Annotated in this window: 23 protein-coding genes; 13 read left to right on the top strand and 10 right to left on the bottom strand. The window is 73.9% G+C overall.

Translation table 11 applies throughout. The features are described 5' to 3' along the window. Window positions 1–67: 67 nt before the first annotated feature. Complete coding sequence (locus OG715_RS21070) at window positions 68–727, top strand: DUF4097 family beta strand repeat-containing protein (protein WP_266270376.1); 660 nt, start codon at window positions 68–70, stop codon at window positions 725–727. A 101-nt stretch (window positions 728–828) separates the two neighbouring features. Here the strand turns inward: OG715_RS21070 and cydC are convergent, their stop codons facing one another. The 4 genes from cydC to OG715_RS21050 form a co-directional block, all read right to left on the bottom strand. After that, the gene (cydC, locus tag OG715_RS21065) at window positions 829–2544 is read right to left on the bottom strand and encodes a thiol reductant ABC exporter subunit CydC (protein WP_266270374.1); all 1716 of its coding nucleotides are present in this window, start codon (window positions 2542–2544) and stop codon (window positions 829–831) included. An 89-nt stretch (window positions 2545–2633) separates the two neighbouring features. Further along, window positions 2634–4406 carry a thiol reductant ABC exporter subunit CydD gene (gene cydD / locus OG715_RS21060; protein WP_266270373.1) on the bottom strand — a complete coding sequence of 591 codons (1773 nt, stop codon included), beginning with the start codon at window positions 4404–4406 and terminating at the stop codon, window positions 2634–2636. An 82-nt stretch (window positions 4407–4488) separates the two neighbouring features. Then, window positions 4489–5571: a cytochrome d ubiquinol oxidase subunit II gene (locus OG715_RS21055; RefSeq protein WP_266270372.1), complete on the bottom strand. Its 1083-nt coding sequence runs from the start codon at window positions 5569–5571 to the stop codon at window positions 4489–4491. 60 nt (window positions 5572–5631) lie between these two features. After that, window positions 5632–6927, bottom strand: coding sequence for a cytochrome ubiquinol oxidase subunit I (locus OG715_RS21050; RefSeq protein ID WP_266270370.1), 1296 nt, complete (start codon window positions 6925–6927; stop codon window positions 5632–5634). Window positions 6928–7175: 248 nt separating this feature from the next. Here OG715_RS21050 and OG715_RS21045 point away from each other — a divergent pair, with 248 nt between their 5' ends. The 12 genes from OG715_RS21045 (at window position 7176) to OG715_RS20990 (ending at window position 17849) form a co-directional block, all read left to right on the top strand. Further along, window positions 7176–8099: a LysR family transcriptional regulator gene (locus OG715_RS21045; RefSeq protein WP_266270369.1), complete on the top strand. Its 924-nt coding sequence runs from the start codon at window positions 7176–7178 to the stop codon at window positions 8097–8099. Between the two features lie 248 nt (window positions 8100–8347). Then, entirely contained in the window at window positions 8348–8671 is a 324-nt protein-coding gene (locus OG715_RS21040) for a 2Fe-2S iron-sulfur cluster-binding protein (protein ID WP_266270368.1), read from the top strand. Continuing rightward, window positions 8671–9936 carry an NAD(P)/FAD-dependent oxidoreductase gene (locus OG715_RS21035; protein ID WP_266270367.1) on the top strand — a complete coding sequence of 422 codons (1266 nt, stop codon included), beginning with the start codon at window positions 8671–8673 and terminating at the stop codon, window positions 9934–9936. The genes OG715_RS21040 and OG715_RS21035 overlap by 1 nt, the downstream gene beginning before the upstream one ends. 333 nt (window positions 9937–10269) lie before the next feature. After that, the gene (locus OG715_RS21030; protein ID WP_266270366.1) at window positions 10270–10758 is read left to right on the top strand and encodes a PhzA/PhzB family protein; all 489 of its coding nucleotides are present in this window, start codon (window positions 10270–10272) and stop codon (window positions 10756–10758) included. Window positions 10759–10794: 36 nt separating this feature from the next. Further along, entirely contained in the window at window positions 10795–11970 is a 1176-nt protein-coding gene (locus OG715_RS21025; RefSeq protein ID WP_266270365.1) for a 3-deoxy-7-phosphoheptulonate synthase, read from the top strand. A gap of 93 nt (window positions 11971–12063) precedes the next feature. Then, window positions 12064–12687 carry an isochorismatase family protein gene (locus OG715_RS21020; protein ID WP_266270364.1) on the top strand — a complete coding sequence of 208 codons (624 nt, stop codon included), beginning with the start codon at window positions 12064–12066 and terminating at the stop codon, window positions 12685–12687. After that, window positions 12684–14636 carry an anthranilate synthase family protein gene (locus tag OG715_RS21015; protein ID WP_266270363.1) on the top strand — a complete coding sequence of 651 codons (1953 nt, stop codon included), beginning with the start codon at window positions 12684–12686 and terminating at the stop codon, window positions 14634–14636. The genes OG715_RS21020 and OG715_RS21015 overlap by 4 nt, the downstream gene beginning before the upstream one ends. A gap of 297 nt (window positions 14637–14933) precedes the next feature. After that, complete coding sequence (locus OG715_RS21010; protein WP_266270362.1) at window positions 14934–15770, top strand: PhzF family phenazine biosynthesis protein; 837 nt, start codon at window positions 14934–14936, stop codon at window positions 15768–15770. Beyond that, window positions 15763–16458 (top strand): phenazine biosynthesis FMN-dependent oxidase PhzG, encoded by a 696-nt coding sequence (phzG, locus tag OG715_RS21005; RefSeq protein WP_266270361.1) that lies wholly within the window; start codon window positions 15763–15765, stop codon window positions 16456–16458. Before OG715_RS21010 ends, phzG begins: the two co-directional genes overlap by 8 nt. 55 nt (window positions 16459–16513) lie before the next feature. Further along, a complete protein-coding gene (locus OG715_RS21000) occupies window positions 16514–16996 on the top strand; it encodes a PhzA/PhzB family protein (protein ID WP_030397798.1) in 483 nt (160 codons plus the stop codon). Between the two features lie 50 nt (window positions 16997–17046). Further along, a complete protein-coding gene (locus OG715_RS20995; RefSeq protein ID WP_266270359.1) occupies window positions 17047–17670 on the top strand; it encodes a hypothetical protein in 624 nt (207 codons plus the stop codon). Between the two features lie 23 nt (window positions 17671–17693). Further along, on the top strand, window positions 17694–17849 hold the full coding sequence (locus tag OG715_RS20990) for a hypothetical protein (protein ID WP_157855447.1): 156 nt from the start codon (window positions 17694–17696) through the stop codon (window positions 17847–17849). A 183-nt stretch (window positions 17850–18032) separates the two neighbouring features. On the opposite strand, the gene OG715_RS20985 is transcribed toward OG715_RS20990, so the two are convergent. From OG715_RS20985 to mvk, 6 genes are read right to left on the bottom strand one after another with little or no spacing between them, the layout of a single operon-like run. Further along, on the bottom strand, window positions 18033–19208 hold the full coding sequence (locus OG715_RS20985; protein ID WP_266270357.1) for a hydroxymethylglutaryl-CoA synthase: 1176 nt from the start codon (window positions 19206–19208) through the stop codon (window positions 18033–18035). Window positions 19209–19210: 2 nt separating this feature from the next. Then, the gene (locus OG715_RS20980) at window positions 19211–20269 is read right to left on the bottom strand and encodes a hydroxymethylglutaryl-CoA reductase (protein WP_266270356.1); all 1059 of its coding nucleotides are present in this window, start codon (window positions 20267–20269) and stop codon (window positions 19211–19213) included. Continuing rightward, a complete protein-coding gene (fni, locus tag OG715_RS20975; RefSeq protein ID WP_266270355.1) occupies window positions 20266–21348 on the bottom strand; it encodes a type 2 isopentenyl-diphosphate Delta-isomerase in 1083 nt (360 codons plus the stop codon). Before fni ends, OG715_RS20980 begins: the two co-directional genes overlap by 4 nt. After that, window positions 21345–22532: a phosphomevalonate kinase gene (locus OG715_RS20970; RefSeq protein ID WP_266270353.1), complete on the bottom strand. Its 1188-nt coding sequence runs from the start codon at window positions 22530–22532 to the stop codon at window positions 21345–21347. Before OG715_RS20970 ends, fni begins: the two co-directional genes overlap by 4 nt. After that, on the bottom strand, window positions 22529–23602 hold the full coding sequence (mvaD, locus tag OG715_RS20965) for a diphosphomevalonate decarboxylase (RefSeq protein ID WP_266270352.1): 1074 nt from the start codon (window positions 23600–23602) through the stop codon (window positions 22529–22531). The genes OG715_RS20970 and mvaD overlap by 4 nt, the downstream gene beginning before the upstream one ends. Further along, window positions 23592–24599, bottom strand: coding sequence for a mevalonate kinase (mvk, locus tag OG715_RS20960; protein WP_327064154.1), 1008 nt, complete (start codon window positions 24597–24599; stop codon window positions 23592–23594). Before mvk ends, mvaD begins: the two co-directional genes overlap by 11 nt. Window positions 24600–24780 lie beyond the last annotated feature (181 nt).

The raw sequence follows: 24780 nt of genomic DNA, 5'->3' as shown, positions 1-24780 counted from the left end.
AAACGCAACGTAGCGTTCGTGATGTCAGAAAGCAGCACGACAACAGAGAGCACAGGAGATCGGCATCATGGAGAAGTTCGCCACCACCACCCCCGTCACCGCCGTCGTCAACCTGCCGGCCGGCCGGGTCCAGGTGATCGCCGCCGACCGTGCCGACGCCACCGTCGAGGTGCTGCCCGCCGAGTCCGGCCGGGGCCGCGACGTCCGCACCGCCGAGCAGACCGCCGTCGGCTTCCAGGACGGTGTCCTGCGGATCGACACCGTGCCCGGCGGCCGGCTGGTCGGCGCCGGCGCCGTGGAGGTCACCCTCCAGGTGCCCGTCGGCTCCCGGATCGAGGTGACCTCCGACAGCACCGAGTTCCGGGCCGTCGGCCGCCTCGGTGACGTCGTCGTCGGGGGCGCCTACCGCCGGATCAAGATCGACGAGGCCGACAGCGTGCGGCTGACCGCGGTCGACGGCGACGTCGAGGTCGGCCGGCTCAACGGCCCGGCCGAGATCAGCACCTCCCGGGGTGCCATCCGGATCGCCGAGGCGGTGCGCGGCGCGGTGGTGCTCCGCACCGAGTCCGGCGACATCGAGGTGGCCGCCGCGGCCGGGGCCTCCGCCGCCCTGGACGCCGGCACCGGCCACGGCCGGATCAGCAACAGCCTGCGCAACGACGGCGCCACGGTCCTCGACATCGGCGCCACCACCTCCTACGGCGACATCGCCGCCCGGAGCCTGTGACCGGCCGGGGTGCGAGTGGCCCGGGTGCGCGGTGCCCGGGTGCGCGCGGGAGCCGGACACCGCGGACAGCGCCCCACCCGCCCCCCGGCGGGCGGGGCGGGTCAGAACGCGGCCGCGGCCGCGGCCGGTGCGGCGCCCGGCACGAGCCGGCCGCCGCACAGGGTCAGCACCTCGTCGACGGCGTCCAGGGCGGCGTGGTCGTGGGTGACCAGCAGCGTGGTGCGGCCCCGGGTCGCGTCGAGCACATCGGCGAGGACGGCGGCGGCGGTGTCCGGGTCGAGGCCCTCGGTCGGCTCGTCCAGGACCAGCACCGGCGGGTCCGCGAGCAGGGCGCGGGCGAGCAGCAGCCGTCGGCGCTGACCGCCGGAGACGGTGGCGCCGTCCCCGCCCAGCATGGTCTCCCAGCCCTCGGGGAGGGAGTCGATCCAGTCGAGCAGCCGGGCCCGGCGGGCCGCGTCGCGGAGCTCCTCGTCGGTGGCGTCGGGGCGGGCCAGCCGCAGATTGGCCCGGATGGTGGTGTGGAAGACATGGGCGTCCTGGGTCATGCCGGTGATCGCCCGGCGGACGTCGGCGCCCGCGCAGTCCCGCAGTTCCCGCCCGCCGACGCGGATGCTGCCGCCCTCGTAGGGGAGGAACCGCATCAGCGCCGCGATCAGGGTGGACTTGCCGGAGCCGCTGGCGCCGACCAGCGCGACCCGGTGGCCGGGCGGCAGCCGCAGGCTCACACCGTCCAGGACGGCCGGACCGTCCGGGCGGTGACGCACCCGCAGACCCGAGATCTCCACGCCGAGCGGTCCGTCCAGGGGGAGAGGGGCCGGGTCGGCCGGGTCGGTGACCGGGGCCGGGGTGTCCATCAGGTCGGCGAGGCGGCGGGCCGAGGCCCAGACGTCGGCCAGCCGGCGGGCCGCGGTGGGCAGGCCGGCGAGGGCGTCGAAGGAGACCAGGGCGAGCACCGCGAGGACGGTGAGCCAGACGGCGGACAGCCGGCCGTCGGCGTGCGCGCGCAGGCCGAGCCAGGCGACCCCGACCGTGGCCGCCGCCTGGAGCAGCAGGACCACGGCGGAGGCGAGCGAGGTGGTGAGCGCCCGGCGCTCCTCCAGGGCGGCGATCCGGGCGGTGGCCGCCGAGGTCCGGGCGTGGGCGCGGCCCCGGGCGCCGTACGCGGCGAGGTCGGCCGCACCCCGGGTCAGGTCGACGGTGAGCGCGGCCAGTTCGGCGCGCGCGGTCTTCTCGGCGCGGCCGTCCCGGCGGGACAGAGCGAGCACCAGGACGGGCACCACGAGCCCGGCGAGGGCCAGCAGCAGGCCGAGCAGCAGCCCGGCCGCCGGGAGCAGCACCAGCGCGGTGCCGGTGGCGGCCGCGGCGACCAGGACGGCGGCGGTGACCGGGAGCAGCACCCGCAGCAGCAGGTCCTGCGCGGCGTCGACGTCGTCGACCAGACGGGTCAGCAGGTCGCCGCCGCGGAAGGCGGGGGTGCCGGCCGGGGCGAGCGGGACGAGCGACTCGTACACCCGGGCGCGGAAGTCGGCCACGGCGCGCAGCACGCCGTCGTGCCCGAGCAGGCGGTCGGCGTAGCGCAGGGTGCCGCGGCCGAGGGCGAGGGCGCGGACGGCGACGATCGCGACGGCGACGGCGGCGATCGGCGGCTGTTCCGCGGCGCGGGTGATCAGCCAGGCGGCGGTGGCCATCAGCGCGGCGCCGCTGAGTTCGCTGCCGGCGGCGGCGAGCGCGGCGGGCAGCAGCCGGCGCCAGTGCGGCAGCAGCAGGCGCAGCAGCCGGAAGGTGGGGTGGGAGCGGGAGGCGGCGGGGTCGGGCATCGGAGCTCCGGGGGCGGGCGGGCGGGGCGCGGGGAGGACGGCCGGGGGAACGGCGTCGGCGGGTGCGGCGGCTGCGGGGGCCGGGCGGGTCATGAGCGGACCAGCCCGCCGAGCCCGGCGGCGGCCGGGCGGGACGGGGCGGGTTCGACGGTCCCGGCGCGGACGGTGAGGATCCGGTCGGCGTGCGGCAGCAGGCCGGTCCGGTGGGCGACCACGATCGCGGTGCGCCCCCGCATCAGCTCGGCGGTGGCCCGGGTGACGGCGGCCTCGCTCTCCGGGTCCAGGTGGGCGGTGGGCTCGTCGAGCAGCAGGACGGGCGCGTCCTTGAGGAAGGCGCGGGCCAGGGCGGTGCGCTGGCGCTGGCCGGCGGAGAGTCCGGCGCCGTGCTCGCCGAGGACGGTGTCGTACCCCTGCGGCAGCGCCGCTATGAAGCCGTCGGCGCAGGCGGCCCGGGCGGCGGCCCGGACCTCGGCGTCGGTGGCGTCCGGGCGGCCGAGGCGGATGTTGTCGGCGACGGAGGTGGCGAACAGGTGCGGGCGCTGCGGGACCCAGGCCACCTGGGCGAGCCAGGCGTCGGGGTCGAGCGCGGCGAGGTCGGTGCCGTCGACCAGGACCCGGCCCGCGCCGGGGGCGACGAAGCCGAGGAGGAGGGCGAGCAGGGTGGACTTGCCGGCGCCGCTCGGGCCGACCAGGGCGAGGTGCTCGCCGGGGTGGACGGTGAGCGAGACGTCGGCGAGGGCGGGTTCGGTGCGGTCGGGGTGGTGGACGGTGACGCCGTCGAGGACCAGCCGCGCGGTGCGGGCCTCGGGGACGGGGGCCGGGGCCCTGACCAGGAGCCGGGCGGCCGGTGCGGCGGCCGGGTCCGTGGCGTTCTTACCGTCCGCGCCGTCCGTGTCGTCCGTGCCTCCCGCGCCGTCGGTGTCGTCCAGGAGGGTGAAGACCCGCTCGGCCACCGCGATGCCCTCGGCGCTGTCGTGGAAGGCCGCGCCCGCCGCGCGCAGCGGCAGATAGGCCTCCGGCGCGAGGAACAGCACGATCAGCGCGGTGCGCAGGTCGAGCGCGCCGTCGAGCAGCCGCAGGCCGACCGGGACGGCGACCAGCGCGACGGACAGGGTGGCGACCGTCTCCAGGACGAGGGAGGAGAGGAAGGCGACCCGCAGGGTGCGCATGGTGGCCCGCCGGTGGGCGTCGGCCATCTCCCGCACCACCCTGGTCTGGTGCCGCTCGCGGCCGAACGCGCGCAGGGTGGGCAGCCCGGCGACGACGTCCAGGAAGTGGCCGCCCAGCCGGGCCAGCAGCCGCCACTGCCGGGCGGTGCGCCGGGCGGTGTGCAGGCCGACGAGCGCGCCGAACACCGGGATCAGCGGCAGGGTGATCACCACGATCAGCGCGGAGGTCCAGTCGGCGAGGCCGAGCCGGACGACCACGACCAGCGGGACGACGGCGGTGGCGGCCATGGTGGGCAGGTAGCCCGTGAGGTAGGGGTCGAGGGCGTCGAGGCCCCGGGTGAGCAGGGTGGCGGTCTCGCCGTGCCGCCCGGCGGCCAGCCGCCGGGGGCCGGTGTCCCGCAGGTGGGCGGTGAGGCGGTCGCGCAGGTCCCGTTTGGTCGCGGCGGCGGCGCGCTGGGCGAGGGCGCCCCGGGCCCAGGCCAGCAGGGCGCGCAGGGCGAGGACGGTGCCGAGCGCGACCAGCGGGCCGGTCCACCGGCCGCGTCCGGCGAAGCCGTCGGCGAGCAGGCCGGCCAGCAGTTCGGCCTGGCCGAGGACGAGCCCGGCGCCCGCCAGGGCGAGGACGGTGGACATGGTCAAGTGGCGCCGGAGCGCCGGGATCTCGCGCCGCAGGCGGCGTTCGGCCGGCTTCATCCCGTGGTCCCTCCGTGGTCCGCCAGGCGGTCGGACGCCGCCGGCCGGCCGCCGCGGTGGGCTGCCGGCCGACGGCGGTCGGTCAGAAGTAGCTGGGGTGGCGCCGGCCGGTGCGGCCGCGGAACGCCCACCAGCTCCAGCCCTGGTAGAGCAGGATCAGCGGGACGACCACCACGCCGAAGCCGATCAGCACCTTCAGCGTGGCCCCGTCGGCGACGGCCTCGTCGACGGTGATCCCGCCGCCGGCGGAGGCCGACAGCAGGTAGGGGTACTGGCCGGCCCCGATCAGCAGCACCGGCAGCGCGGTCGCCAGGCAGGTGGCGGTGAAGGCGAGCGTGTCGCGGCCCTTGCCGAGGAACCACCACCCGGCCGCGAGGGCCGCCACGACCAGGGCGAACAGGACCACCGAGGTCCCCGTCCTGGTCATCGAGGCACCGGCCCCGAACACCGAGAGCAGCAGCGCCAGGGCTCCGGCGGCGCCCGCCGCGGCGAGCAGGGTGGCGCCCAGGCGCCGGGCCGCGGCGGCGGTCCCGGGCTCCGAGCGGAGCGCGACGAAGGCCGCGCCGTGCCCGGCGAAGAGCAGGGCGGTGGCCACCCCGCAGGTCAGCGCGAACGGCCCGAACACCTCGCCGGCGCCGACGTGGAAGGAGCCGTCGGCCCGGCGGGGCACGCCGTGCAGCAGCAGGCCGACCACGATGCCCCAGCACACGGCGGGCAGCGCGCCGCCGAGGACCACCAGGGCGTTCCACACCTTGACCGCCCGCGCGCCGCGGGAGCGCCCGCGCAGCTGGATCGCGGCGTTGCCGAGCACCAGGCCGGCCAGGATCGCCACGATCAGCGGGTAGAGGCCGGACAGCAGGCTGCCCTCCAGGTGCGGGAAGGCGCCGAACATCACGCCCGCGAAGGCGACCAGCCAGACCTCGTTGCCGAGGAAGAACGGGGCGATCGCGTCGAGCGCGGCGTTCCGCCCGTCCGGTCCGGTGCCGGTGCCGGTGCCGGGTCCGGCACCCGCTCCGGCGCCCGGGCCGGTGTCCGGCCGGGGCCCCGCGTCGGCGGAGCCGAGGAACGGGGACAGCATCTGGGCGCCGTAGTCGTAGCCGCCCAGTACGAAGTAGCCGGCGAGCAGCAGGCCGAGGAGGGCCAGCCAGAGGGTCTCCAGGCTCATTTAGCCCAACCTTCCGTCACATCAGAGGAGTTCGTCTCGGTCCGGGAGCGGTCGGCCCGCTCAGAAGACCGGGACCGGCTGCTTCTCGTCGGCGCCGCCCGTGCCGGGCAGGTCGTCGGGGAGCGGGTCGCCGGCGCCGAGCTGGGCGCCGTCCGGGCCGCGGCGGGCGAAGCGGGTGATCAGCGTCCAGTTGGTCACCGCGAGGGCGAGGAAGATGGCGACGAACACCGTGCAGGACACGACCAGGGAGCCCTTGCTCACGTTCGAGACGGCGTCGTCGACGGTCAACTGGCCGTAGACCAGCCAGGGCTGGCGGCCGACCTCGCGCACCACCCAGCCGCCGACGGAGGCGATGAAGGGCAGCGGGATGATCGCGGTCATCAGGTAGGCGAGCCAGCGCTTGCGCACCAGCAGGTCCTTCAGCAGCAGGAAGACGGCGATGAAGGTGATGGTCGAGACCGTGTTGCCGAGGATGGTCATCAGGTCCATCGAGTTCTTCACCCAGGCCGTCCAGGGCAGGTAGTCCCCGGGACCGTGCGCGGCGACCTCCTGGGCCTGCGCCGCGGCGAGGTCGCCGCCGCTCAGGATGGCGGCCTTGACCGGCTGGGTCTTCTCGATGACCGGGACCTGGAGGTTGCCCACGATGATGACGAAGAAGGAGGAGAGCATGCTCACCCAGACGCCCAGGCGCAGCGAGCTCCGGAAGAGCTCGGTCTCCTTGGTTCCCTTGGCGAAGTGCCAGGCGCTGATGCCGGCCACGAAGATGCCGCCGGTGGTGAGCGCGGCGAGCGCGATGTGGAGCAGGGCCACCTGGGCGTTGGCGTTGGTGACCAGCGCCCAGAAGTCGGTCAGGTAGGCGACGCCGTCGCGCACCTCGTAGCCGACCGGGTGCTGGAGGAAGCCGTTGGCGACCAGGATCCAGAACGCCGAGAGGTAGGCGGTCAGCGCGACCAGCCAGATCAGCGCGACGTGCACGCCGCGCCGCATCCGGCCCCAGCCGAAGATCCACATGCCGAGGAAGGTGGACTCGGCGAAGAAGGCGATCAGGGTCTCCAGGGCCAGTGGCGCGCCGAAGACATTGCCCGCGAACTTGCTCAGTCCGCTCCAGCTGAGGCCGAACTGGAACTCCATGACGAGGCCGGTGACGATGCCGACCGCGTAGTTGATGACGTAGAGCTGGCCCCAGAAGCGAGTCATGCGCTCCCGGACCGCGCGTTTGGCGAGGTCGCGGGTGTACGCGGCCCGGGTGTGCATGATCGCCACGATGGGGACCAGCCCCATGGTGAGGATGACGAACAGCCAGTGCACGCTGGTGGTGGCCGCGAACTGGAGTCGGGCCAGATCCGCAGCGCTCATGATGCGACCTTCCTGGGGGGCGGTTGGCCTCCGGGTCGGCGGACGGATGAGGGAGTCGGGGAAGCGGACGCGGGGAGCGGACGCTGGGAAGGTGAGGGCTCCTCGCTCGCGTGTGCAGGTGGCGGGCATCGCTGCCCGCCACCTGCGCGACGAACCCCGCCGATGACGTTAGGGGAGGAGTGCTTATGCCTTCCAAGACCGGTTTTGCTATGTATGCATAACCCGCAGGACATGAGCAGAGGTGAACCGTGGATTTGCTGCAACTCCGCTACTTCCAGGCCGTCGCCCGTTTCGAGCACATCAGCCGGGCCGCCGAGGAGCTGAACGTCGCCCAGCCCTCGCTCAGCCGCACCATCGCCCGGCTGGAGGCCGAGCTGGGCTCGCCGCTCTTCGACCGGCTGGGCCGGCGGATCCGGCTCAACCAGTACGGCGCGGTGTTCCTGCGGCACGTCGACCGGGCGCTGAGCGAGCTCGACGACGGGCGCCGGGCGCTGCGCGAGGCCAGGGAGACCGGGCTCGGCCGGGTCGGCGTCGCCTCCGAGACCCTGCTGACCGTCGCCCATCTGATGGGCAGCTTCCGGGCCGCCTTCCCCGGCGCCGAGGTGCGGCTCTTCCAGTCGAACGTCGAGGAGATGGACCGTCAGCTGCGGGCCGGCGAGGTGGACTTCTGTGTCGCCTCGCAGCCGCTGACCGCCGCCAACCTGGACTCGGTGGAGCTGCTGCGGGAGGAGGTGCTGCTGGCCGTCCCACGCGGGCACTGGCTGGACGGCCGGGAGAGCGTGACGATCGCCGAGATCGCCGACGAGCCGTTCGTCACCACCCGTCGGGGCAACTGGCAACGCGCGCTGCTGGAGCGGCTGTTCGCGACCGAGGGCCTCACCCCGAGGCTGTCCTGCGAGGGCGACGAGCCGGGAGCCAGCCAGGACATGATCAGCACCGGGCTGGGCATCGGCCTGATCCCGGCGATGTCCCGGCTGGCGGGCACCGACTCGCACGTCCCGGTGGCCTGGGTGCACGTGGCCGCGCCGAACTGCTACCGGGTGCTCAACCTGGTCTGGAACCGCGACGCCTACCTGTCCGACGCGGCCCGCCGGTTCCGTGAATTCACCGTCAGCAGGCCGCTCATGACGCACCGTCGGCCGGACCCGAGACTGGGCCGGGAGTCGGTCTGAGCCGCGCCGGCGCACCGAAGATCGATCCTGGCGTGCTCCGGACTCCTTTGCTACGCTCCAAAGCGCTGCCGTGTCCTGGCCGAGGGCTTCGCGTGTCCGAATGGCCGGTATGAGATGGCGGGTTGGCAGGATCGACGTTTCCTGCGGCAACCACCGGCGGCGCCGTCCTTCCTCCATTCACCCACTTGACCGGTGCCGTGTGTCGGCGTGCCCATGAGCGCGCCCGGGCGCCATCGAGGAGTTCCGTCATGCCCAAGATCACGTATGTCGCCGTGGACGCGGCCGAGCGCACGATCGACGTCCCGGCCGGCACCAGCGTCATGCGCGGGGCCGTCTTCAACGACATCGACGGCATCGTCGCCCAGTGCGGCGGGAATCTGCAGTGCGCCACCTGCCACGTCTACGTCGACGAGTCGACGGCCGACAAGCCGGAGCCGATCCAGCCGAACGAGAACGAGATGCTGGACTTCACCGCCTGCCCGCGCCGTCCCAACAGCCGCCTCAGCTGTCAGCTCACGGTGACCGAGGCGCTGGACGGCCTGATCGTGCACCTTCCCGAGCGGCAGAAGTGATGGCCGAGGGATCCCACCCCGACCCGGTCGTCGTCGTCGGCGCCGGCCAGGGCGGCTACCAGACGGCGGCCTCGCTGCGTGAGCACGGCTACCGCGGACGGCTCGTCCTCATCGACGCGGAGGACGAACTCCCCTACGAAAAACCGCCCCTGTCCAAGGCCTACCTCCAGGGGGAGGCGGACGAGGCGCAGCTCTGGCTGCGGCCGGTGAGCTACTACGCACGGCAGTCGATCGAACTGGTCGCGGGCTCGGTGACGGCGGTCGACCCGGCCGCCCGCACGGTCCGGCTGGCCGACGGCTCGGTGTACGAGTACGGCCACCTGGTGCTGGCCACCGGGGCGACCCCGCGGACGCTCGGCGTGCCGGGGGCCGGACTGCGCGGCGTGCACACCCTGCGCACCGCGCAGGACGCCGCCGCGCTGCGCACCTCGCTCCGGGCGGCCCGGCACGCGGTGGTGGTCGGGGCCGGGTTCATCGGACTGGAGTTCGCCGCCGCGGCCCGCCGGGCGGGCTGCGAGGTGACGGTGGTCGAGGCCCTCGACCGCCCGCTGGCCAGGGCCGTCTCGGCCCGCACGGCCGAGCACTTCACCCGGTTGCACCGGCGGGAGGGCTCCCGGCTGGTCTTCGGCCAGGGTGTCGCGGCCCTGCACGGCGACGAGCGGGGCGCGGTCGCGGCGGTGGAGCTGGCCGACGGCACCAGGCTGCCGGCCGACCTGGTGCTGGCGGGGATCGGCGTGATCCCGCGCACCGGTCTCGCGGCCGCGGCCGGGCTGCGGGTGAGCGGTGGCATCGTCGTCGACGCCCACCTGCTGACCAGTGATCCGCACATCTCGGCGATCGGCGACTGCGCGGCGTTCCCGCAGGTGCGCTCGGGCAACCGGCTGCGGCTGGAGTCCGTGCAGAACGCGGTGGGGCACGCAGAGCTGGTGGCCGCGCGGCTGACCGGCGAGAGCCGGGGCTACCGCGAGCTGCCGTGGTTCTGGAGCGACCAGTTCGCGACGACCGTGCAGATCGCCGGCCTGGACGAGGGCCACGACACGCAGGTGGTGCTCGGCGACGACCCGGACGCGTTCTCGGTGCTGCTGTTCCGGGGCGGCGAGCTGCAGGCGGTGGAGTCGGTCAACCGGCCCACCGACCACCTCGCGTCCCGGCAGCTGCTGGACCGGGGGGTTCCGCTGAACCCGGTCGAGGCCGCCGCGCCCGGCTTCACGCTCCGGGGCCACCTCGCGAGCCACCGGGGGGAGCCCGCCGTGCCCGTGGGCTGACCGGACGTCCGGTTGGCCGATACTCGCCGGACCGCGCCCGGATCGCGTCCCTGCCGCGCCCGCGCCGCCGCACCGCGGCGCGGGCGCCCGGCAACGGAACAAAGGATTCCGAAAAACATTGGCCCCACCGCTTTCAAAAGTGCGGTCGAAGAACAACCGTTTTTTTATCCCCGGACGGTTTTCGGCCATGCCCGGGGCGGGCCCGCCGGGCCCGAACCTTCACAGTTAGTTCATAAGCCGCTGTTGCGGAAACATCTGCCTGTGAGGCAGGATTCAAACAAGATCGCTTGCTTGCTCATTCACTCGTCCGAATAACAAACAGGGGATACCACCGTGCCTGAATCCGTCAGCCCGCAGGGATTCACCGACGAGGCCGAGCTGCGCCGCCTCAACCGGGCCGTCGTGGAGCGGTACATGAAGACCCTCGGCCAGGACCGGCTGAGCCGGCACGAGCTCTTCACCGAGGACGGCGTGGGCGGCCTGTGGACCACCGACACCGGTTCCCCGGTGGCCACGCACGGCCGGGACCGCCTCGGCGAGCACGCCGTCTGGTCGCTCAAGTGCTTCCCGGACTGGGAGTGGTACAACGTCGAGATCTTCGAGACCCAGGACCCGAACCGCTTCTGGGTCGAGTGCGACGGCCGCGGGAAGATCCTCTTCGGTGATTACCCCGAGGGCTGGTACGAGAACCACTTCATCCACTCGTTCGAACTGGAGAACGGGCGGATAAAGCTGCAGCGGGAGTTCATGAATCCGTTCCAGCAGCTGCGTGCCCTGGGCATTCCGGTCCCCGAGATCAAGCGGACCGGAATACCCACCTGAGAAATCAATAAATAGACCGCCGGATCGGAGTACGTCGTGGAAGACGTTATACGGGAGATTCGTATCCGCGGGGCGTTGCAACAACCCGAATGGAGCGACCTACCCCAGGTCAATCGGGTGGGCGAGGCACTTGCCTCTCGCCCTGCCCTGGTCCAGCCGGACGACCTTGCGACCTTGCGAACCCTGCTGGGAAAAGTCGCGCTCGGAGAAGCGCTCGTGCTGCAGTCCGGGGACTGCGCCGAGGATCCGCAGGAGTGCACACGTCAACATGTGGCGCGGAAGTCCGCGCTGCTCGACCTGCTCGCAGGGACCCTCGGTCTGCGGACCGGAAAGCCGGTCCTGCGCGCGGGCCGTATCGCGGGGCAGTTCGCCAAGCCCCGTTCCAAGCCCACCGAAGTCATCGACGGGGTCGAACTTCCGGTTTTCCGCGGGCACATGGTGAATGGACCGGAGGCGGATCCGGAGATCCGCCGGCCCGATCCGCTGCGCATCCTCACCGGCTACATGGCGGCCGGTGACATCGTCGAGCACCTCGGCTGGCGCGACCGCGCGGCCGGCCGCGACGTGGTCGAGCCCCTCGTGTGGACCAGCCACGAGGCACTGCTGCTCGACTACGAGGCGCCGATGCTGCGCGTCGACGACAAGGGCCGGCTGTTCCTCGGCTCCACCCACTGGCCGTGGATCGGCGAGCGCACCCGGCAGGTCGAGGGCGCCCACGTCGCACTGCTGTCGCAGGTGGCCAATCCGGTGGCGTGCAAGGTCGGCCCCGGCATGGAGCCCGACGAACTGCTCGCGCTGTGCGAGAAGCTCGACCCGTGGCGCGATCCGGGCCGGCTCACGCTCATCGCGCGGATGGGCGCCGAGAACGTGGCGGACCGGCTGCCGAAGCTCGTCGACGCGGTCCGCGGCGCGGGCCACCCCGTGGTCTGGCTCAGCGACCCGGTGCACGGCAACACCGTCACGGCGCCCGGCGGGTACAAGACGCGCCTGGTGGAGACGGTGGCGCTGGAGGTGTCGCGGTTCGTCGAGGCCGTGCGCGGCGCGGGCGGCGTGGCCGGCGGGCTGCACCTGGAGACCACCCCGGACGACGTGACCGAGTGCGCCTCGACCGAGGCCGACCTCGGCTCCGTCGGCGACCGGTACACCTCGTGCTGCGACCCCCGGCTCAACCCGGCCCAGGCCGTCGCCGTGGTGTCGGCCTGGACCGTCTGACCGGTCGGCCCGCACCGCGTCCTCCGCGCCACATCCTCCGCACCGCTCTGCGCGCCCCACTCACGCCCGCGCATCAAGCAAAGAACCGGAGCCATGACCGGCATACCCCCCATCCAGTCGTACCCGTTACCGGCCGAGGGCGAGCTGCCGCCGGCCACCGTGTCCTGGACCGCCGAGGCGGACCGCGCGGTCCTCCTCGTCCACGACATGCAGCGGTACTTCCTAGAGTCCATCCCCGAGAGCACCAGGAACGAACTCGTCGGCAACGCGGCGCGGTTGCGCGACCGCTGCGCCGGCCTGGGCGTCCCGGTCGCCTACACCGCCCAGCCGGGCGGCATGACCGACGAGCAGCGCGGCCTCCTCAAGGACTTCTGGGGCCCCGGCATGCGCCCCGCCCCGGAGGACCGCCAGGTGGTCGACGCGCTGGCGCCGGCCCCGCAGGACTGGCTGCTCACCAAGTGGCGCTACAGCGCCTTCTTCCGGACCGACCTGCTGGAGCGGATGCGCGACACCCGCCGCGACCAGCTGGTGCTCTGCGGCGTCTACGCCCACGTGGGCGTGCTGGCCACCGCGATCGAAGCCTTCACCAACGACATCCAGGTGTTCTTCGTCGCCGACGCCACGGCGGACTTCTCCGCCGAGTACCACCGCTCCGCCCTGAAGTACGCCGCCGAGCGGTGCGCCCGGGTCACCACGGTCAAGGGGCTGTTCGGATGACCCGCGACCTGCCCGGGACCCCCGGGCCCGAGGACGGTCCCGACCTGCTCGCCGAGGTGCTGGCGGGCCGGCCGGAGGCCTTCGCGCTGCTGCACCGGCCCGGTGCGGCCGGGGGCACCGGTCCGGTGGTGGAGGTGCTGACCGGCTCGGTCGCGCTGCCCGCCACGCTGGCCGGGATCCCGCTGCCCGGCTCGGCGGCGGCCGCCGCGGCGGCACCCGTCGTCGGGGACCGGCACGAGGTGCTCGTGGTGGTCCCCTACCGGCAGCTCGCCGAGCGCGGCTTCGAGGCCGCCGACGACGGGACCCCGCTGGTGGCGATGACCGTCACCGGCCAGCAGCGGCTGCCGCTGGAGCGGGCGCTGGCCCGCATCCCGGACGTGCCGACGCCGCTGGCCGGCGGTGCCTTCGACGTCGACGACGAGGCCTACGGCGAGGTCGTGGGCCGCATCGTCAAGGAGATGATCGGCACCGGCGAGGGCGCGAACTTCGTCATCAAGCGCACCTTCGTCGCCGACATCACCGACTTCGGGCCGCTGAGCGCGCCGGCGCTGTTCCGCCGGCTGCTGGAGCGGGAGAGCGGCGCCTACTGGACCTTCCTGGTGCACACCGGGGAACGGACCCTGGTCGGCGCCTCGCCCGAGCGGCACGTCAGCCTCCGCGACGGCACCGCGGTGATGAACCCGATCAGCGGCACCTACCGCTACCCGCCGTCCGGGCCGACCCTCTCCGGAGTGCTGGAGTTCCTGGCGGACCGCAAGGAGACCGACGAGCTCTACATGGTGCTCGACGAGGAACTCAAGATGATGGCCCGGATCTGTCCGGACGGCGGCCGGGCGGTGGGTCCCTACCTCAAGGAGATGGCCCGGCTCGCGCACACCGAGTACCTGATCGAGGGCCGGACCGATCGCGATGTGCGGGACATCCTGCGCGAGACGATGTTCGCGCCCACCGTGACGGGCAGCCCGGTGGAGAGCGCCTGCCGGATCATCCACCGGTACGAGCCCGGCGGCCGCGGCTACTACAGCGGGGTGGCCGCGCTGATCGGCCGGGACGCGGCGGGGGAGCGGGTCATGGACACCGCGATCCTGATCCGCACCGCGGACATCTCCGAGCGGGGCCGGATCGGCATCGCCGTGGGCTCCACCATCGTCCGGCACTCCGACCCGGCGTCGGAGGCGGCCGAGACCCGGGCCAAGGCGGCCGGGCTGGTCGCCGCGCTCGACGGCGGGGAGCAGCAGCGTTTCGCCGGCCACCCGAGCGTGCTCAGGGCGCTGGAGTCGCGCAACGACTCCATCGCCGACTTCTGGCTCGCCGACACCGCGTCCCGGGTCTCCGCCCGGCCCGAACTGGCCGGGCGCAGCGTGCTGGTGATCGACGCGGAGGACACCTTCACCTCGATGATCGACCAGGAGCTGCGCTCCCTGGGCCTGCGGGTCACGGTCCGCCGGTTCGACGAGGAGTACGCCTTCGAGGGCCACGACCTGGTCGTGATGGGGCCGGGGCCGGGCGATCCGCAGGAGGCCGCGCATCCCAAGATGCGCCACCTGCGGGCCGCGCTCGACACTCTGCTGGCCGAGCGCCGGCCGTTCCTCGCGGTCTGCCTCAGCCACCAGCTGCTCGGGCTGCGGCTCGGGCTGCCGATCCGCCGCCGCACCGTGCCCAACCAGGGCGTGCAGAAGGCGATCGACCTGTTCGGCGGCGCCGAGCGGGTCGGGTTCTACAACACCTTCGCCCTGGTCGCCGAGGCGGAGGAGTTCGCCGCCGAGGGCGTGGGCCGGGTCCTGGTGAGCCGGGACCCGGAGAGCGGGGAGGTCCACGCGCTGCGCGGTCCCGGCTTCGCCTCGCTGCAGTTCCACCCCGAGTCCGTCCTCACCAGGGAGGGGCCGCGGATCGTGGCCACCGCCCTGTCCGGACTGCTCGGTCCGGCGCGGGTCCCCGACCCCGCCTGAGCCGCCCGCCGCCCGGCACCGCCGGGCGGCCGGGCCGCCCCCAGGACCGCCGGACCGGCGCTCTCCCCCGTGAGTGCCGGTCCGGCTCCCCCTGCCCGTGGCCGCGTCGCGATCCGGCACACGGCCCGGCGCACCGCGCTGTCCGAACGAGCACACCCGCGCCGTCCGAACGAGGCGCACCCGCGTGCTCCGGCCGGGGCGCACCCGCGCGCCCGGCGCCCGGGACGCGAGCCGCCCCCGCCGCCGAGCCGCGGCCGGCATTCCCCATGACGAGATACGACGAGAGCGGGAGGACCCATGCACAAGTACGTCGTCGTCGACGCGTTCGCGCGCCGGCCCCTCACCGGCAATCCGGTGGCGGTCTTCTTCGGGGCCGACGACCTGTCCGGCGAGCAGATGCAGCGCATCGCCCGGGAGATGAACCTCTCCGAGAGCACCTTCGTCCTCACCCCCAAGCAGGGCGGGGACCACCATGTGCGGATCTTCACCCCGGTGAACGAACTCCCTTTCGCGGGGCACCCGTTGCTCGGCACGGCGATCGCGCTGGGCGGGCACACCGAGGCCGACAGCCTGCGGATCGAGACCGCGATGGGCGTCATCCCGTTCGACCTGGAGCGGGTGGACGGCCGGACCGTCGCCACCAGCATGCGCCAGCCGGTGCCGGTCTGGGAGCCGTTCGAGCGGGCCGAGGAGCTGCTGTGGGCGCTCGGGGTGAGCTCCTCGACGCTGCCGGTGGAGATCTACCGCAACGGCCCGCGGCACGTCCTGGTCGGTTTCGAGAGCGTCGAGGCGCTGTCCAAGGTGGACCCGGACCACCGCGCGCTGGCCCGGTTCCCGGACATGGCGACCAACTGCATCGCCGGCTCCGGCACCACCTGGCGCAACCGCATGTTCTCGCCCGCGTACGGGGTCGTGGAGGACGCCGCGACCGGCTCCGCCGCCGGTCCCATCGCCATCCACCTGGCCCGGCACGGCCTGGGCGTCTACGGGCGCCGGATCGAGATCACCCAGGGCGTCGAGATCGGCCGCCCCTCGCCGATGGGCGCGCTGGTGCACGGCGAGGGCGACCGCGTCGACAGCGTCGAGGTCTCGGGCCACGGCGTCGTCACCATCGAAGGAGTGCTGCATGTCTGACCAGTCCCACAACCCTGTGGAGTCCGGGCCGTCCGCACCGGCCGACCGGAAGCGGTCCGAGTCGCTGACCGGGACCGTCGCGCTCGACTTCCCGGAGTTCCGCGACCCGCCGGCCGAGCCGATGGGCCTGCTGAACTCCTGGCTGGCGGCCGCGGCCGAGCACGGCGTGCGGGAGCCCCGCGCGCTCGCGCTGGCCACCGCCGACGCCCGGGGCCGCAGTTCGTCCCGGATCCTGGTGATCAACCGGATCACCGAGGCCGGGATCGTCTTCGCCACCCACGCCGACAGCCAGAAGGGCCGGGAGCTGGTGGAGAACCCGTGGGCGTCCGGCGTCCTGTACTGGCGCGAGACCAGCCAGCAGGTCGTGCTGGCCGGCCCGGTGCGGCAGCTGCCCGACGCCACGGCGGAGGAGCTGTGGGCGGCCAGGGCGGTGTTCACCCACCCGATGACCACGGTGTCCCGGCAGAGCCGGCCGGTGGAGGACCTCGACCACTTCGAGGAGCTGCGGGCGAAGGCCCTGGAGCTGGGCCGGCCGGGGCAGCCGCTGCCCCGCCCCGCGTCCTACGTGGCCTTCGAACTCGTCCCCGACGCACTGGAGTTCTGGGCCGACGGCACCGACCGGCTGCACGAGCGGCTGCGCTACGACCGCACCGCCGACGGCTGGGGGGTCACCCGGCTGCAGCCCTGACGCCCGGCGCGGCCCGCCGCGCACCCCGACCGGCCCTACCTCCCGAGGAGATGTCATGACCTCGCCACAGATCTTCACCGACCACCACGACCTGCGCGCCCGCAACCGCCGGGCCGTCGAGCAGTACCTGGAGACCGGCCCGGAGGCCCGGCTGCGCCGTTACACCCTCTACACCGAGGACGGCACCGCAGCGCTCTTCTACACCGACATCGGCCGGCCGATCGTCGTCACCGGCCGGGAGAAGCTCAAGCGGCACAACGAGCTCTCGCTCGAAGTCCTGCCCGACTGGCGGTGGTTCGACGTCCACGTGTACGAGACCCAGGACCCGGGCCAGGTCATGGTCGAGTGCGACGGCGAGGGCACCATCCGCTTCCCCGGCTATCCCGAGGGCCACTACCGCAACCACTTCATCCACGGATTCACGCTCCGGGACGGCCTCATCGCCGCCAGCCGCGAGTACACCAACCCGATCGAGCACATGAAGTCGCTCGGCATCGAGACCCCGCACATCAGGCGGGACTGGATTCCCACCGACTGACCCGTCGGGCAGGGAGTCCGGGTGCCGGACGCGCGCACGAAGGAGATTCGATGGAGATCCACTCGTGTCCCAGGAAGCACGGACGGGAGGTCCCCGCGGCCGCGGGGTCCGTCCTCTGCGGCCCGTGCATCAGGCAGTTGGAACACACCCTGCGGGCCCTCCCGGAGCTGCACCGGGAGTGCCTGCACCACATCCAGACCGAGCCCCGGCGGCGCAACCCGACCAGGGTCTCCGGGACCCGCCGCCGGGACCGGCTGAACCTGTCCGCGATCGACGCCCGCAACAACATCGTGGCGATCCTGGAGTCCTGGTCGCGGTTCGCCGCCGAGCGGCTCGGCACCACCGCGGTGATCCGCTCGGTGCCGCACCTGACCCGGTTCCTCGACCGCCACCTGGACTGGCTCACCGCACAGCCGCCGGCCGCCGACTTCGCCGACGAGATCGAGGACCTGCGGCTCGAACTGCTCAACGCCATCGACCCCGAGGCCGGCGACCGCGCGGTGCCCACCAGGGCCTGCGTGGTGGACGGCTGCCCCGGGACGATCGACGCCTCACCGCAGCACCACAACGGGGGACGGAGCAGCGTCGGCTGCTCGTCCGGACATTCATGGGGGATACGCGAATGGCTCACGCTACGGCACCTCTTGGAACAGCCGCGAACGGCGGCCGTCTGAGCCGGCCGCCCAGACACCGGCTCGTGCCGACGAACGTGGCCGCGCTCGCCGCGGGCGTCTCGGAGGCGACCATCCGCAAGTGGGTCAGCCGCGGCAAGATCACCCGCTACGGCACGCCGGGCCGCTCGGAGTTCGACATCCAGGAACTCACCGAGATCGCCCTGCGCCGCCGGTCCTGACCGGCCGCCGGGTGCGGACCCGGCGCGGCACAACCCCGCGGATCCATTGCCGGGCGGGCGGGAACACCGCCCGTCAACGGACCCGCGGGAGCTCCGGAACCGGCCGCGCACAGCGGCCGGGAGCGCCGGCCGAGGGGCCGGGGGCTCTCCGCTCAGGAGAGCCCCCGGCCCCTCGGCCCGTCGTCAGCGCTTCTCGTAGATCCGCTTGTGCCCGGCGATGCCCGCCAGCCGGAACGGCCCGGTGGTCCCGGCCGGGGTCGGGTGGTCGCCGCCGTCGGTCGGGAAGCCCCACTCGTGCAGCTCGCGGTAGCGGTCGTGGCCGATCGGCTGCCGCCGCTCGACCGCCGCCCGGTGCGCCTCCGTCCGCAGGTGCTCCCGGTAGCCGGGCACCACCGTCCCGGCGAAGAACTCCGCGACGCTGCCCGAGCCGTAGCTGAGGAAGCCCACCGCCTGCCCGTCGAGGTCCTCCGCGTCGTCGAGCAGCGCGGCCAGGCCCAGGTACACCGACGCGGTGTAGCTGTTGCCGATCACCGCGTTGTACCCGGTGGTGCGCCCGAGGGCCCGCTCGACGGCGGCCTCGTCGGTGTCGTGCCCGGCGGAGTTCAGCAGGTGCCGGTGCGCCTTGTAGGCCATCTTCGTGAACGGCTGGTGGTAGCAGAAGGCACCGAAGTCCTCCAGCGGCCGGCCGCCCTGCTCGGAGTAGTCCTTCCAGGTGCCCTGCACCGCCTGGAGGTAGGCGCCGATGGACTCCTGGCCGTCGACCAGTGCCGCGTCGCGGTAGTTCGGCCGCCAGAAGTCCATCACGTCGGCGGTGAACAGGCCCGAGGGGTCCTCGATCCGCACCAGCGCCGGGTCCGCGGTGACCAGCATCGCCACGGCGGCCGCGCCCTGGGTCGCCTCGCCGGGGCTGTCCAGCTCGTACTTGGAGACGTCGCTCGCCACCACCAGGACCTTCTGGGACGGGTCGCGGTGGATCAGGCCGAGCGCGAACTGCAGGGCGGCGGTGGCCCCGTAGCAGGCCTGCTTGAGCTCGACCACCCGGGTCGCCGACGGCAGGCCGAGCAGCGAGTGGACGTACACGCCCGCCGCCTTCGCCTGGTCGATCGAGGACTCGGTGGCGAACACCAGGGTCCGGATCCCGTCCGTGCCGTGCCGGGCGACGATGGGCGCGGCCGCCGCCGCGCCCAGGGTGACGATGTCCTCGTCGGCGGCCGGCACGCTCATCGACCGCTGGCCGATGCCCGTGTGGTACTTGCCGACCGGCGTGCCGTTGTACTCCGCGAGCGCGGTGTGCGGCAGCACGAACTCGGTGGTGGCGAACGACAGATCGTGAATTCCGACAGTGGCCCCGTTGGACATTCCTAAACCCCGACCTTCTCCGTGTTGCCGCGTTCCAGGTGGACGTGGGCGCGCATCAGCTCGCCCGGGTTGGTCTGCGCCGCGAGCAGCGACAGCTCGCCGCAGAGCACGGTCGCCGCCGCGATCACGGCGAGCCGGCGGGCGTTCTCGCCGGTCTCGCGGTCGGCCCGGCAGCCGAGGCGGGCCAGGTTGGTCTCCACGAAGGCGAGCCCCTTGCCGTTGCCGACCGTGCCGACGATCAGGTTCGGCAGGGTGCAGGCGAAGTACAGGTCGCCGTCGCGGTCCTCGGCCATCACGACGCCCTGCGAGCCCTCGACGATGTTGGCCGCGTCCTGGCCGGTGGCCAGGTAGAAGCCGAGCAGCATGTTCGCGAAGTGGGCGTTGGCCGAGCGGATGCCGCCGGCGAGCAGGGTGCCGAGCATGTTCTTGCGGATGTTCAGCTGGACGATCTTCGCCGCGGTGGTGTGCAGCACCCCGCTGACGACCTCCCGCGGCACCAGCAGCTCGGTCACCACGTTCTTGCCCCGGCCCAGGATGCCGTTGACCGCGGTGGCCTTCTTGTCGGTGCAGTAGTTGCCCGAGATCGACCCGTAGGAGATGCCGGGGACGGTCTGCAGCAGGTGCTGCAGCAGCACGTCGGAGGCGAGGGTGGCCATGTTGTGCCCGGAGGCGTCACCGGTGGTGAACTCGAACCGGACGAACAGCAGGTTGGCGTTGATCTCGTGGCGGACACCGACGAGTTCGGCGAACCGGCTGCAGCCGCGCACGACCTCCTGCAGCTCCGCGAAGCGGTCCCGGATGCTCCGGGCGGCGGCCAGCGCCGTCCCCGCGTCGGTCGCCTCGACCAGCACCGAGCGGGTCATCCGCTCGTCGACCAGGGTCGCGACGATGCCGTTCTCGGTGAGCATCGAGACCTTGGCGCCCCGGCCCACCGAGGGCCACAGCGGCGACTCGTAGGTGGCCAGCGGGACATGGGTCTCGGTGGTGGCGACGTTGCCCGAGATGCGCACCGGACCCACCCAGCGCATCGGGACGCCGGCGATGGCGTGGTCCTCGGTCATCGGAGGCCTCCGGTGGTCGTGGTCCCGGCGGCGGAACGCCGGGCGAACTGCGCGGTGTCGATGCCGCGGTCGGCGCAGAACTCGCGCAGGGTGCCCTGGATCAGCAGGTCGCGGCCGGTCAGCTCGGCCGGGGTGGCCGCGCCGAGCATGGTCATCAGCGCCGCCAACTGGTCCAGCCAGCTGGACAGCTGGGTGATCAGCGCCTCCACGCCCTCGTCCATCAGGGTGCGCAGGAAGGTGCCGGACGCCCCGACGCCGTGGGCGCCGAGCGCCAGGGCGCGGGCCACGTCCAGCGGGTGGCGCACACCGCCGGAGGCCAGCACCGGCAGGCCCACGTCCCGGCTGTCCAGCAGACAGGCGGCCGTGGAGAGGCCCCAGCCCTCCAGGAAGGTGTAGTCGCGCAGGTCGCGCCGACCGTTCTCGATCCGGGCGAAGTCGGTGCCGCCCCGGCCGCCGAGGTCGGCCACCCGCACGCCCAGGTCGCGCAGGACCCGGACGGTCTCCCCGCTGAGGCCGAAGCCGACCTCCTTGACGATGACCGGGACACCCACGCCCTCCACGATCCGGCCGATCTGCGGCACCCAGGCGGAGAAGGAGCGGTCGCCCTCCGGCATCACCGTCTCCTGGACGGTGTTGATGTGGATCTGCAGCGCGTCGGCCTTCAGCAGGTCGACGGCGCGGCGCGCCCTGTCGACCGAGGCGGTGGCGTTGACGTTGGCCAGGACGAAGCCGTCCGGGTTCTCCTCGCGCAGCACGCTGAAGGTGCCGGCGCAGGACTCGTCCTTGAAGTAGGCGCTCATCGAACCGGAGGCGATCGGCACCCCGGTCTCCCGGGCGGCGATCGCGAGGTCCCGGTTGATCCTGCCGGTCATCTCGCTGCCGCCGGTCATCGCGTTGATGTACAGCGGCACCGGCCAGGAGAAGCCGGCGAACTCCGTGGCCAGCGACACGTCCGGGCGGTCGATCCCGGCCAGGGCGTGGTGGACGAACGTCACCTCGTCGAACTGGTTGCGCCCGACGTGGCCGTGCTGCTGCTCGACCGCGAGCCGGACGTGGTCGTCCTTGCGTTGAGAGATCATTCCTCGTTCCCTTCCGTGGCGGGACGCAGGTCCAGGGGTCGCACCCCGGCCGCGGTCCACCGTTCGCGTAGGTGGTCGATGTCCGGCGAGGCTCCGGTGGCCCCGGCGTGGGAGTGCTGGGAGGTGTGCGGCCCGGCGGTGCCCGGGCCGGTCCGGGTGTCCGGCACCTCCAGCAGGGCGATGCCGCAGTCACCGCCGCCCGCGCCGGAGGGCTTGGCCGCGCCGCCGACGGCCTCGGCGGCGTCGCACAGCGCCGTCAGGGCCGGTGTGAAGACGCCGAGCCCGGCCTCCTCGTCGAGCCGGGCCAGCTCCCGGCGGGCGCGCCGGACGCTGTCCAGCAGCGCGGGCCGGTCGTCGTGGTCGATCGCGTCGGCGGCGGCCCGCACCAGTTCGGCGCTGGCGGCCACGAACCGGCGGTGCGGCGGGGTGCCGCGCCAGGCCCTGCGGTGCAGCCCGGACACCAGCTCCGTGGTGGAGGCGGGGGTGCCGGTCCAGCCGACCTCCAGCGCCACCCCCCGGGGCGAGGGCAGCCGGCGCACCTCGAAGCCCGGCCAGGGCTCCGCCAGCGCCCCGGCCACTCCCCGCCGGCGGACCAGGTCGAGCACGGCGGCCCGGTCGGGCGCCCGGTAGGCGATCCAGCCGCCCCAGGTGCTGGCGGCCAGGTCGCCGCCGGAGCCCTTGGGGTCGAGCTCGGCCGAGGCCAGCAGCGCCAGCCGGTACCGCTCCTCGGCCGACAGCGTCAGACCGCAGTGGGCGGCCACCGCGGCTACGGTCGCCACGGTCACCGCACCGCTCGACCCGAGGCCGAACTTGACCCCGCCCCGGTGCAGTTCGCTGCTGATCGCGATGTCCAACTCGGGTGCCGGACGGCCGTGCTCGGCCAGCAGCCGGGTGACGGTCCGGAGCGCGGCGAGCACGTGGGCGAGCTCCCGGCGGGCCCGGTCGGCGTCCTCTACCCCGACCGGGTCGAGCCCCTCGCCCCGGCGGATCCAGCGCACCGGCGCCGCGAGCAGGTCGGAGGAGACCAGCACGCCGGGCCCGGCGGGCTCGGTGACGGTGGCGGTGACCCCGCGGTCGACCGCCACCAGGACCGCCGGGTTGCCCGGCTCCACCACCGCGTACTCGCCCGCGACGAACAGCTTGCCCGGCGCGCGCCGGACCACCGGCGGGCGGCCGGTGGTCACGCGTCCGCGTCCAGCAGCCGGGCGCCCGGTCCGGGGCCGGCGATGTGCACCGAACCGCCGCGGACGGCCTCGCGGACCACCCCGGCCACCCGGTCCGCCTCGGACCGCCGGCAGAGCACCTTGACGTTGGGTCCGGCGTCCATGGTGGCCCAGGCCGACACCCCGGCGCGGCGCAGCTCCAGCACCGCGTCCAGCACGGTCACGGTGGCCGCCGAGAGGTAGCGCACCGCCGGGCGGGCGGCCAGCATGGTGGCGTGCATCCCGAGCGCGTTGCGCTCGGCGACCTCGCCCACCGCGTCCAGGTCGGCCCGGTGCAGCGCCTCCCGCATCTCGGCCAGGTCGGCCTGGCTGGAGGCGGCCCACGGCCGGTACAGCGGCGAGGTGGCGACGGTGCGCCGCATCGCCTCGCGGCTGGACACCGCCTTCGGGCCGGCGTCGACCACCGCGACCACCAGCGCCGGGTCCAGCGCGGCCACCGGCACCGGGACCGGCTCGGCGTAGGAGCCGAGGTCGGGGTCGCCCCCGCGGTCCGGCTGTCCGGCGTGCCAGATCGCGAAGCCGCCGAAGACGGAGCGCGAGGCCGAGCCGGAGCCGCGCCGGGCCAGCCGGGACAGCCCGGTGGCGTCCAGGCCGAGTCCGTACGCCGCCCCGGCGGCGGTGGCCAGCGCGGCGAAGCCGCTCGCGGAGGAGGCCAGTCCGGCGCCGGTGGGGACGGTGTTGCGGGTGTCCACGACGGCCCGCAGCGGGCTTCCTGCGCGTTCCCTGACCAGGTCGAGGAAGGCCGTCACCCGGCGGCGCGGCTCGCCCTCCAGGGGCTCCCCGTCGAGCGTCACGGTGTCCTCGCCGGCCCCGGGGTCGAGCCGGACCCGGGTGGTGGTCGGGAACACGTCCAGGGTCAGCGAGAGGCTGTCGGTCCAGGGCAGGACGAGCCGCTCGTCCCGCTTGCCCCAGTACTTGACCAGCGCGATGTTCGGATGGGCGACGGCGGTGGCGTCCCCGGCGGGGCCGCCGGCGGGGCCGCCGGGGCCGGGGCGCGGGCGGGTGGTGGCGGTCGGCTGCTCAGCGGCCATGGCCGGGGTACTCCCTCAGCGGTACGGACCAGGTCTGGACGGCGCCGGCGGCGAGCAGCGCGCGGGTGACGTCCGCGGCCGACTCCTCGGAGGCCAGCGCGATCACGCAGCCGCCCATGCCGCCGCCGGTGATCTTGGCGCCGAGGCCGCCGGCGGCCAGCGCGGCCGAGACCATCCCGTCGATCCGGTCGGTGCTCAGGCCGCCCGCGCGGAGCAGCTCGTGGTAGTCGGTGAGCTGGGCGCCGAGTTGCTCGGGACGGCCCTCGGCGAGCGCGGTCCGGGCGGTCCCGGTCAGTTCGGAGGCCCGGCGCAGGAAGGCTTCCTGGGTGCCGGGCCGCTGCCGGAAGCCCTCGCGCAGCAGCTCGACGGCGTCCTTGGTCCGGCCCGCCACGCCGCTGTCGGCGACGATGAACAGGCCGTCGCAGCCGATCGGCAGCTCCTCCGCCCGTCCGGCCCGGAACAGCAGCGGGGCGGTCGCGCCGACGGCCGTCGCGTCGACGCCGCTGGCCCGGCCGTGCGCCACGTTCTCGGCGGTCTGCACCAGGTCGAACGCCAGCTGCGGGGTGACCTCGCGCTCGAACAGGTCGGCCAGCGCGTGCACCACGGCCCGCGCGCAGGCGGCGCTGGAGCCGAGGCCCCGGCCGACCGGGATCGCGCAGTCGATGATCACATCGAGGTGCAGGCTGTCGGGCACGCCCATGGCGGCCCGGAACTCGGCGGTCAGCCGGTGCAGTCCGTCGGAGGCCTGGGCGGGCTTGGGCCGGGACTCGGAGCCGGTCATGGTGAGGGAGAAGTCGTCCGGGTCGGCCGGGGACTGCGCGGAGTACCCGGCGGTGGCGGTGACGCCCAGCTGCGGGAGCGGGAGCGCGAGCGCCGGGGCTCCGTAGACGACCGCGTGCTCACCCAGCACGATCGCCTTGGCCCGGGCCCGGCCGGTGCCGACCGGCCGGGCGCCGCGGTTCTCCGACAACCCCTCGGGTGCGGCGGGTAGGGACAACGAACTCAGCTCCCCGTTTCGTTTCTGCATGGAGATCGCTCATCCAGAGTTCTCGGAAGGAAGGAATCCGGTGGCGGCACGGAAAAGGGCCCGCCGGGGACCGTGCGAGGTCCCCGGCAGGCCCGGGTGGTGCGGGTGTCGCGGGTGGTGCAGGTGTCGCGGGTGCCGCCGGTGGTGCGGG

This window comes from Kitasatospora purpeofusca, assembly GCF_036010405.1.
GTDB lineage: Bacteria > Actinomycetota > Actinomycetes > Streptomycetales > Streptomycetaceae > Kitasatospora > Kitasatospora purpeofusca.
Note: the sequence above shows the minus strand (reverse complement) of the source record. Positions and strands in the feature narration are given on the sequence as shown.